Source organism: Microbispora amethystogenes, assembly GCF_016863015.1.
Classification (GTDB): Bacteria; Actinomycetota; Actinomycetes; order Streptosporangiales; family Streptosporangiaceae; genus Microbispora; species Microbispora amethystogenes.
In genome coordinates this window covers 72,909-81,134 of the sequence record NZ_BOOB01000059.1, presented here as the reverse complement: position 1 = coordinate 81,134, position 8,226 = coordinate 72,909, and the positions used below count along the sequence as shown (strand labels likewise).

Annotated in this window: 9 protein-coding genes; 4 read left to right on the top strand and 5 right to left on the bottom strand. The window is 71.7% G+C overall.

What is annotated here, in order from left to right:
- The first annotated feature begins 170 nt into the window (after positions 1–170).
- Entirely contained in the window at positions 171–965 is a 795-nt protein-coding gene (locus Mam01_RS32700; RefSeq protein ID WP_204289029.1) for a hypothetical protein, read from the top strand.
- Entirely contained in the window at positions 962–2,038 is a 1,077-nt protein-coding gene (locus tag Mam01_RS32695; RefSeq protein ID WP_150939854.1) for a glycosyltransferase, read from the top strand. The genes Mam01_RS32700 and Mam01_RS32695 overlap by 4 nt, the downstream gene beginning before the upstream one ends.
- Before the next feature lie 24 nt (positions 2,039–2,062).
- Here the strand turns inward: Mam01_RS32695 and Mam01_RS32690 are convergent, their stop codons facing one another.
- Positions 2,063–2,446 (bottom strand): anti-sigma factor antagonist, encoded by a 384-nt coding sequence (locus Mam01_RS32690; protein WP_150939856.1) that lies wholly within the window; start codon positions 2,444–2,446, stop codon positions 2,063–2,065.
- A 176-nt stretch (positions 2,447–2,622) separates the two neighbouring features.
- On the opposite strand from Mam01_RS32690, the gene Mam01_RS32685 reads away from it, so the two are divergent.
- Positions 2,623–2,904, top strand: a complete 282-nt coding sequence (locus tag Mam01_RS32685) for a metal-sensitive transcriptional regulator (protein ID WP_150939858.1) — start codon at positions 2,623–2,625, stop codon at positions 2,902–2,904.
- 88 nt (positions 2,905–2,992) lie between these two features.
- Here the strand turns inward: Mam01_RS32685 and Mam01_RS32680 are convergent, their stop codons facing one another.
- The 4 genes from Mam01_RS32680 to Mam01_RS32665 form a co-directional block, all read right to left on the bottom strand.
- On the bottom strand, positions 2,993–3,154 hold the full coding sequence (locus Mam01_RS32680; RefSeq protein ID WP_165900712.1) for a hypothetical protein: 162 nt from the start codon (positions 3,152–3,154) through the stop codon (positions 2,993–2,995).
- 175 nt (positions 3,155–3,329) lie between these two features.
- Entirely contained in the window at positions 3,330–4,772 is a 1,443-nt protein-coding gene (locus tag Mam01_RS32675) for a hypothetical protein (RefSeq protein WP_204289028.1), read from the bottom strand.
- 132 nt (positions 4,773–4,904) lie between these two features.
- Positions 4,905–5,978: a sensor histidine kinase gene (locus Mam01_RS32670; protein ID WP_204289027.1), complete on the bottom strand. Its 1,074-nt coding sequence runs from the start codon at positions 5,976–5,978 to the stop codon at positions 4,905–4,907.
- Positions 5,975–6,625 carry a response regulator transcription factor gene (locus tag Mam01_RS32665; RefSeq protein WP_204289037.1) on the bottom strand — a complete coding sequence of 217 codons (651 nt, stop codon included), beginning with the start codon at positions 6,623–6,625 and terminating at the stop codon, positions 5,975–5,977. The genes Mam01_RS32670 and Mam01_RS32665 overlap by 4 nt, the downstream gene beginning before the upstream one ends.
- 319 nt (positions 6,626–6,944) lie before the next feature.
- Here Mam01_RS32665 and Mam01_RS32660 point away from each other — a divergent pair, with 319 nt between their 5' ends.
- Positions 6,945–8,189, top strand: a complete 1,245-nt coding sequence (locus Mam01_RS32660) for a mannosyltransferase family protein (RefSeq protein WP_204289026.1) — start codon at positions 6,945–6,947, stop codon at positions 8,187–8,189.
- The last annotated feature ends 37 nt before the right edge of the window (positions 8,190–8,226 follow it).

Here is an 8,226-nt window from a genome sequence, read left to right as displayed (position 1 = left end):
GCAGGGGTAAACGATTCTTTGCTGACGAATCGCACAATTTGTGGAGTCTCGTCGTCAAGACGAGCGATACAAACATGTTTCAGTGAAGAGCCGGCAAACGCTTTCTCCACATAACAGGAGAATCACGGTAACCTCAACGTTGGCTCAATCGACGGGGAGGGGGCAGCACGGTGGGTGTTGTCGTCAGCGACGCGGAGGTCACCCTGGCCGATGTCCTCTCCCTGCGGCTGGCCATCGAGGAACCGCTCGTCGACGGTGCCCGGCTCGTCCTGCGGCAGCGGGGCACCGGCCAGGAACGGCACGTCACGCTGGGTGCCTCCGGCAGGAGGACGAGGGACGCCAGCGTCGCGATCTCACTCACGCCGCTGGATCTCGGGCCGGGCCGCTGGGACGCCTACCTCGAACAGGACGGCCCCCGCACCCGGATCCAGAGCGTCGATCCCGGCTTCTCGCTCGACCGCCTCGACGCGTACGCGCTCGGGCGGCGCACTCTCGCGTACCGCGCCTACCGCACGCGTAACGGATATCTGGCGCTGAAGATAGACCAGGCGGAGCCGGCCGCCGACGTCCGGGCGGTCTGGTTCCGCGAGGGGCGCTTCGAGGTGACGGGCCTGCTCGCCTACACAGGTTTCGTCGACGACGACCAGCACCATCCGGCCACGCTCGCCCTGCGGCAGGGCGAGCCGGGCGCGACCGTGCGGTCCTCCGCGACCGTCCAGGGCGTCCGCTTCCACGCCGCGCTCTCGCTGTGCGACGTAGTGGCCGCCACCCCCGGCGCGCAGGGCACGTGGCAGCCGTACCTGGAGGTCGACGGCCTCGAACGCGTGCTGTCGCTGAGCGCCCGGCTGGACGACGTCGAGGGCAAACGCCGCCGCGTCCACTATCCGCGTGCCCTCGTGGACGGCGTCCCGATCAGGCCCAGCTTCACCTCCGGCGACGATCTGCTCCTGGAGGTGGGGGTGTGAGAGTCGCCTTCGTGCTCCCGTCGGCGTACGGCATGCGCGGCGACGTGCGAGCGGTCCTGAACCTCGCGGGAGGGCTGGCCGCACGGCACGAGGTGGAGGTGGTGAGCGTCCGGCGGACCAGGGAGACGCCGTTCTTCCCGGTCGACCGCCGGGTGGCGCTGCGCTGGCTCGTGGACGCCCGGCCCGGCGTCCACCACCTGCTGCCGCGGGGACAGGTGCGCACCGAGGTGGCCCTGTGGCGGATGCTGCGCGGGCTGCGCGCCGACGTCGTCGTCACCACCCGGCCGTCTCTGGGGGTGCAGGCCGCCAGGCACGCGCCGCGCGGAGTCGTCCGCATCGCGCGGGAATGGACCAGGCCCTCCGTCCTCGGCCCGATCCGCCGCTTCTATCCCCGGCTGGATGCGGTGGTCACCACCACCCCCGGCCGCCGGGACGAGTGGGTGCGCCTGCTCGACGACGACCTGTCGGTCCACGTCATCCCGGACGCCCTGCCGCAGGGGCCGTGGCCGCGGTCGCGCATGGACAACCGGATCGTCAGCGCGGGCGGCAGGCTCGTGGCCGGCAAGTCGTACGACCAGCTGGTGCGGGCCTTCGCGATCGTCGCGGACAAAAGGCCCGACTGGCGGCTGCGGTTGTACGGCGGAGGCCCGGAGGAGCGGCGGCTGCGCGCCCTCGTCCGCGACCTCGCCCTGCACAACCACGTGTACTTCATGGGCACCACCCCCGACCTGCCGGGAGAGTTCGCCAAGGCGTCGGTCGTCGTGGCGCCGTCCCGGCAGGAGGCCCAGGGCATGGCCGTCATCGAGGCGCTGAGCTGCGGGGTGCCGGTCGTCGGCTACGCCGGGCCGCGCGGCCCGGCCGAGTTTCTCCGCCCCGGGCTCGACAGCGTGCTGGTGGCCGAGGGCGAGGACGACGTCGAGCCGCTCGCCGGCGCGCTGCTCACCCTCGTCGACGACGAGCGCCGCAGGATGGCGCTCGCGGCGGGCGCGCTGGAAAGCGCCTCCGGCCACGCCGCGTCCGGCGTCGCCGCCCGCTGGGAGGATCTCATGTACGGCCTGCGCTCCCGCGACTGACGATCCTCCCCCGGCCGCGCGGTCCTAGGCTCCGTGGGTGGTGAGGAAGGCGGCGGCGGAGGCGACGGACTCGTAGGCCGGGAGCACCGAGTCGAGGCCGGTGATCCTGAGCATCCGCGCGAAGCGGCCGTGCGCGTTGCTGAGCGCCAAATCCCCGCCGACCGCCCGGACGGCGGGCAACGCCCCCATGAGGACGCTCAGCCCGGTGGAGTCACAGAACGTGAGGCCCTCCGCGTCGACCACGATGCGGGGCGGGGTGCGCAGTCCGACCGCCTCGGCGAGGCAGGCGCGCAGGGCGGGAGCCGCGATCAGGTCGAGGTCGCCGTACATGTGGATGACGACGACATGGTCCTGGAGGACGGTGAGCATCGAGAAGGTCTCGGGCTCTCCGTACCGTCCCCGTTCCACTCGCGCTCGCCTCTGTTCGCCTCGCCTCGTCCCGTCCGGTCGAGCCCGGGAGCCGCCGGAACCCGTCCGTCAATGATTGCACATGACAAACGATGCCCCCGACAGGCGATCGCGCAGGTCCCGGCGGTTCTCGGCGCAGCGCGCCGGTCGATACCCGCGCCGGGTATCGTTGAAGAATGCACGGGTACAGCGGGGACAAACAGGCTTACCTCACCCGCCTGCGCCGGATCGAGGGACAGATCCGGGGACTGCAGCGGATGGTGGACGAAGAGGCCTACTGCATCGACATCCTCACCCAGGTCTCGGCGGCCACCCGCGCCCTTCAGGCGGTGGCCCTCGGCCTGCTGGAGGATCACATCGGCCACTGTGTCGCCGACGCCGTCAAGAGCGGCGGCCCCGAGGCCGACGAGAAGATCAAGGAGGCTTCGGCCGCCATCGCCCGCCTCGTACGGTCCTGATCGGGCCGGGCGCGGCCACCACCGGCACGCCGGAGCAAGCCGCCCCGGGCGCATCAGGACGCCCGGGACGGACCATGCTCTCAGTTCTTCAGTGGCTCGCCGAAGTCCGCAATCCGAGCGCGTTGTCGAGCTCTTCCAAGGTCAGCCGGTTCTCCGTGATGTTCACGGCCTCCAGTACCTCCGCGTAGAGCGCGATCTCGTCCAACGCGACACGGTCGTGGACCCGGGAGTCCAGATCGTCGTGCCCCACCGCGTCGTCCTTCCTTCCGCAGCCCACACCCATCACGAGGTTACGTCCGGGTAGTCCGCCGCGACATGGCCCATCGTGACCATTCCCGACCCGCACCTCGTGTCCCTCGGTGACCATTTCCCCGATTCCGAGATCACGATTCGATGAAAGGGACGGTGATGGAGGGAACGGATTGCTAAAGCGGAGGTAAGGACGAAATATCCGAATTTGACGTTTCGAACAGCCAGGCTCCGGACTCCTCCAGGTCAGGCCGGTGATCCGCCCGCGGCTCCTGCGGGCGTGGGTCGTCCCGCTGGTGGATCAGGCACTGGACGACCGCGGCGGGCACCGCGAAGCCCTCGGACGGCGCGGGCGTGCCGGTCAGCGCGCACCACGCCAGTCCCGTCGCGTACGCGGACCCGAGCAGGGCCGCGGCCGTCGTCCGGTCGGGCGGCAGCAGCGCGGCCGGCAGCACTCCGCCCGCCGGCCAGCACCCCCGCAGCGGATGGGCGGGGTCGGCCAGCGCGAGATAGAGGGCCTGCCGCAGTTCGTCGTCCATCCAGGGATACAGCGCGTTGACCACCCGCGCGGTGCCGGAGGACCCGGGAGCCCAGGCGGGCTCCGAGACGCCGCAGACGCCCGCGACGTCCGCGGCGAGCAGCGCGGCCGCCACGGCCCGGGGGTCCATCCCGCGCGAGGCGGTGTAGGCGAGCGCCTCGACGAGGTCGTACAACGTGTGCCGGAAGTGCTCGCCGGGCGCCCACTCGGGGAGCGTCGCGGAGACGAGGTGCGGCGGGCAGCGCGCCAGCCAGGCCTGCCGTACGGCGCCGCCGGGAAGGGCGTGGTGGTCCAGCCAGGGGCTGGCGAGCAGTGGCTCGGCCATCGCGATCAGCGCCTCGGCGCGCGGGCGGAACCGGGCGTCGGCGCGCAGCACGGTGGCGGTCTCGGCCATCAGCCCGGCCAGTCGCAGGCCCGCCTGCTGGGCGCCGGAGCGCATCCGCTCGGCGTAGAGGGCTACTAGCGCGTCGAGCGAGCCCAGGGGCAGCCAGCGCACCCAGTCGTCACCCGGCAGCGGGCGGGCCAGGAACTCGCCGAACATCGAGAGCATGACCTCGTTGCCGTCGAACGCCGGCGCGTAGGCGCACCACATGATCGTGCCCCACACGGCGGCCACCGTGCTCGCGACGTCACCGGCGAAGATCTCCCGGTACGCGCCGCCCAGCGGGAAGTCCTCTCGGCGCAGCCCCCGGTGGGCGAGCAGCAGCGCCCGGAGCCGTTCGGTGATCTCGTGCGGCACGTCCGGGCCGACGAACGCCTGCGTGGACCCGCGGTCGTAGGCGAAGTCGGGCCCGGCCGGGATCAGCGCGGGCGGGACCGCCACACCCGGCGGGTGCGGCCGGGCGCCGGACCGGACCGCCGGGTGCAGCGGGGGAGCCGAGAGGTGCCAGCGGCCGTCCACGCGGTCGAGCCGGTACCAGCGTGCGTGCGCGCCGAAGAGCCAGCGGGAGCCGTCCGGGGTCAGCAGCGCGCGCTGCGCGAGCGTGTGCGCCCGCGTGAGCGGGGGAAGAAGCGTCCAGCGGGGATCGCCGACGACGGCGCGCACGTCCTGTTCCATCGCCGTGAACCCGTCCCAGTACACCCCGTAATGGTAAATCGCCGGTAAGGGCGCGTGCCGGAGCACACGGGGTGAGATCCTCACCGGCGTGGCCGCGGCCCGAGGCAGGGCGGCTCCTGACCGGACGCAGAGGAGCCGGCCGTCCGTCGCGGAGCATCACCCGGGAGCAGGTGCCTCCACAGCCGCCGGAAGATGCACGGCGATGTCCATGCCGCCGGTCGGCCGGGCGGTGCTGGAGATCCGCCCGTCGTGCGCGGTGACGACCGCGCGGACGATGGACAGGCCGAGCCCGGCCCCGCCGGTGCCGTCGGCGGTGCCGCGGACGAACGGCTCGAACAGCCGTCGCTCCTCGTCCGGTGTGACCGGACGGCCGGTGTTGACCACCCGCAGGAACGCGCGCCCGTCCGCGGTGCCGGAGGTCACCGTGACGTGCCCGCCGGCGTGGTTGTGGCGCAGCGCGTTCTCGACCAGGTTGCCGGCCATCCGCTCCAGCAGTACCGGCTCGCCCTCGGCCGGTGCCGGCCGCAGGTCGGTGCGGAGGGTGACGGCCACGTCCGCCGCCTCGCCGGCGGTGGCGGCGACCGCCGCGGTGGCGACCGCCGCCAGGTCCACCCGCGTCCGGCGGAGCGGGCCGGCCTGGCTGCGGGCCAGGATCAGAAGTCCGTCGAGCGTGCGGCGGCTGATGTCGACGGCGGAGGCGACGTCGCGGGCCATCGTGACGAGTTCGGCCCGGTCGGGCTCGCCGTCGAGGGTGACGTCGACGGCGGTGCGCATGGTGGTGAGCGGGGTCCGCAGTTCGTGCGCCGCGTTGGCGACGAACAGGCGCTGGCTGTCGAGGATCCGGTCGCGTTCGGCGATGCCGTGCTGGACGCGGTCCAGCATGCCGTTGATGGTGGTGGCCAGTGTCGCCAGTTCGTCGGTGGGCCGGCGGACGGGTATCCGTTCGGACAGGTTCTCCGCGGACAGCCGGTTCGCGGTGTCGGAGATCGCCCGGATCGGCCGCAGTATCCGCCCGGCCACCAGCCAGCCGGTCAGCCCCGCCCACGCGGTCACCACCAGCAGAGCCGGCACGGCCCGGGTCAGCAGCCTGGACACCGCATCGCCGATGACCAGCCGCATGCTGTGGAACAGCAGCAGGTACGTCAGCACCGTCAGCAGCAGTCCGGTGGCCAGCACCAGGCCGGTGTACACCACGGTGAGTCGCCCGCGGGCGGTCAGCGGCCGGATCACGGGACGATCCGGTACCCGGCGCCGGTCACGGTTTCGACCAGCGGCGGATCACCGAGCTTGCGGCGCAGCGTACTGACGGTGATGCGCACGGCGTTGGTGAACGGGTCGGCGTGCTCGTCCCACACCTTGTCCAACAGCGTCTCCGCGCTGACCACGGCACCGCCGGCGGTGAGCAGCCGTTCCAGCACCCCGAACTCCTTCGGGGTCAGCGACAGCAGCCGGCCGTTCCGTTCGGCGGTGCGCCGGGACGGATCGAGTTCGACATCCCGCGCGCGCAGCACCGGAGGATGGGCCGGCGTGCTGCGCCGGGCCAGCGCCCGCACCCGGGCGACCAGTTCGGAGAACGCGAACGGCTTCCCCAGGTAGTCGTCGGCGCCCAGGGTCAGCCCGTCCACCCGGTCGGACACGGCGCCGGACGCGGTGAGCATCAGCACCCGGGCGGCGCCCCGCTGCGCCAGCCGCCGGCACACGATGTCGCCGTGCACCACCGGAAGGTCCCGGTCCAGGACCACCACGTCGTACGGAGTGATCTCGCATTTGTCCAGCGCCTGCCGGCCGTCGTGTGCCATGTCCACGGCGCAGCCGTGCTTGCGCAGCCCGGCCGCGATGTATGTGGCCAGCGGCTGTTCGTCCTCGACCAGCAGCACCCCGGGTCCCGCCGGCGTTATCCTGAGCAACAGCGACGGCGCGCCGCTGCAGGAGATGAGCCGGCGGGAGACGCAGGCGATCACCGGGGCCTCGCCCGGCGGCGGGCCGGGTGGCTGAGGGTGCGGGGGACGTCACCGCTGTACGACGACGGCCGGCTGAGCAAGACGGAACGGCGCTCCCTGCCGCGGTGAGCTCGATGAAAGTTTCACCGGCCACGGCCCGTCTGACCGGGTCCGACGACTTTGTTGGCCGTCAGCCGACAAAACCCGGCATGCTTGCCTTGGCAGGGACTGTCCATGACGTATTGCATAGGTGCTCGTGACTGAGATCCAGCAGGCGGGGGCCGACCGGGAGCAGGGCGTGGCCGGGGAACCGGCCAAGGAAACGCCCGTGGACGCTCCGGACGGCGCCGCGACCGGTGAGCAGACGGAGACGCCGCGCCCGGAACGGGAGAGCCGCGGATGGCGGTGGCCGGGCCGTCCAGGTGACCGTACGGCCCTGCTGATCTGGTTCTTCTGGCACGTCGCGACCTACATCTACATGGTCCTCGCGGCTCCGGGACGCACCGAGGCGCCGATGCTCGACCGGCTCACGCCGTGGGACGCCGAGAACTTCATCGCCATCGCGCAGTACGGCTACGACGGCACGCCGGGCATGCCGGACGCGCCGAAGCTGGTGGCGTTCTTCCCCGGCCTGCCGATGTTCCTGCGGTCGCTGCACCTGTTCATCTCGAACTGGGACCTGGCGATCGTGCTGGTGTCGTTCGTCGCGAGCGCCGTCGTCGCGGTGGCCCTGCACCGGCTGGGCGAGTCCTACCGCGAGGGCAGCGGCACCTGGGTGGTGCTGGCCTTCTTCCTCAGCCCGTTCGCCACGTTCCTGCTGGCCGGATACTCCGAGGCGCCCTTCCTCGCGCTGGCCGTACCGGCCTGGCTGCTGGCCCGCAAGGGCAGGTGGGAGTCGGCGGCCCTGTGCGCCGCCTTCGCCTCGTCGGTGCGCATCTCCGGTCTCTTCCTGGCTGCGGGCCTCGCGGTGATGTTCCTCTTCTCCGCGAACGGCCTGCGCTCGACCGGGTGGCGGACGGCTCCCTGGCTGGTCGTCCCGGGCCTGCCGGTGCTGGCCTACATGGTCTATCTGTGGCACCGTACGGGCGACTTCATGGCCTGGAAGGCGGCGGAGGCGCAGTACTGGGGGCGGTTCCCGGAGAAGCCGTGGATCGCGTTCATCAACACCTGGAACAGGTCGATCGACGAGCCCATCCTCTCCACGTCGTACCGCGAGGACATGATCGCGGGGGCCGTGCTGATCGTGCTGATCCTTGTGATGCTGGCCCGGCGGCACTGGGCCGACGTCGCCTATCTGGCGCCACAGGCGGTGGCGCTGCTGGCCATGTCGTCGTTCTACATGTCGATCGGGCGGGCCTCGCTGCTGTGGTGGCCGCTCTACGTCGCGGTGGGCGTCGCCGGAAGCCGGAAACCGTGGGTGATGATGGCCTATCTCGCGATTGCCGCACCCGTCATGGCAATCAATGTCGGGAATTTCACCACAGGTGCGTGGACGGGATAATCCGCTTCTGAGTAACTTCCTGCCGCATGGGGGCGTT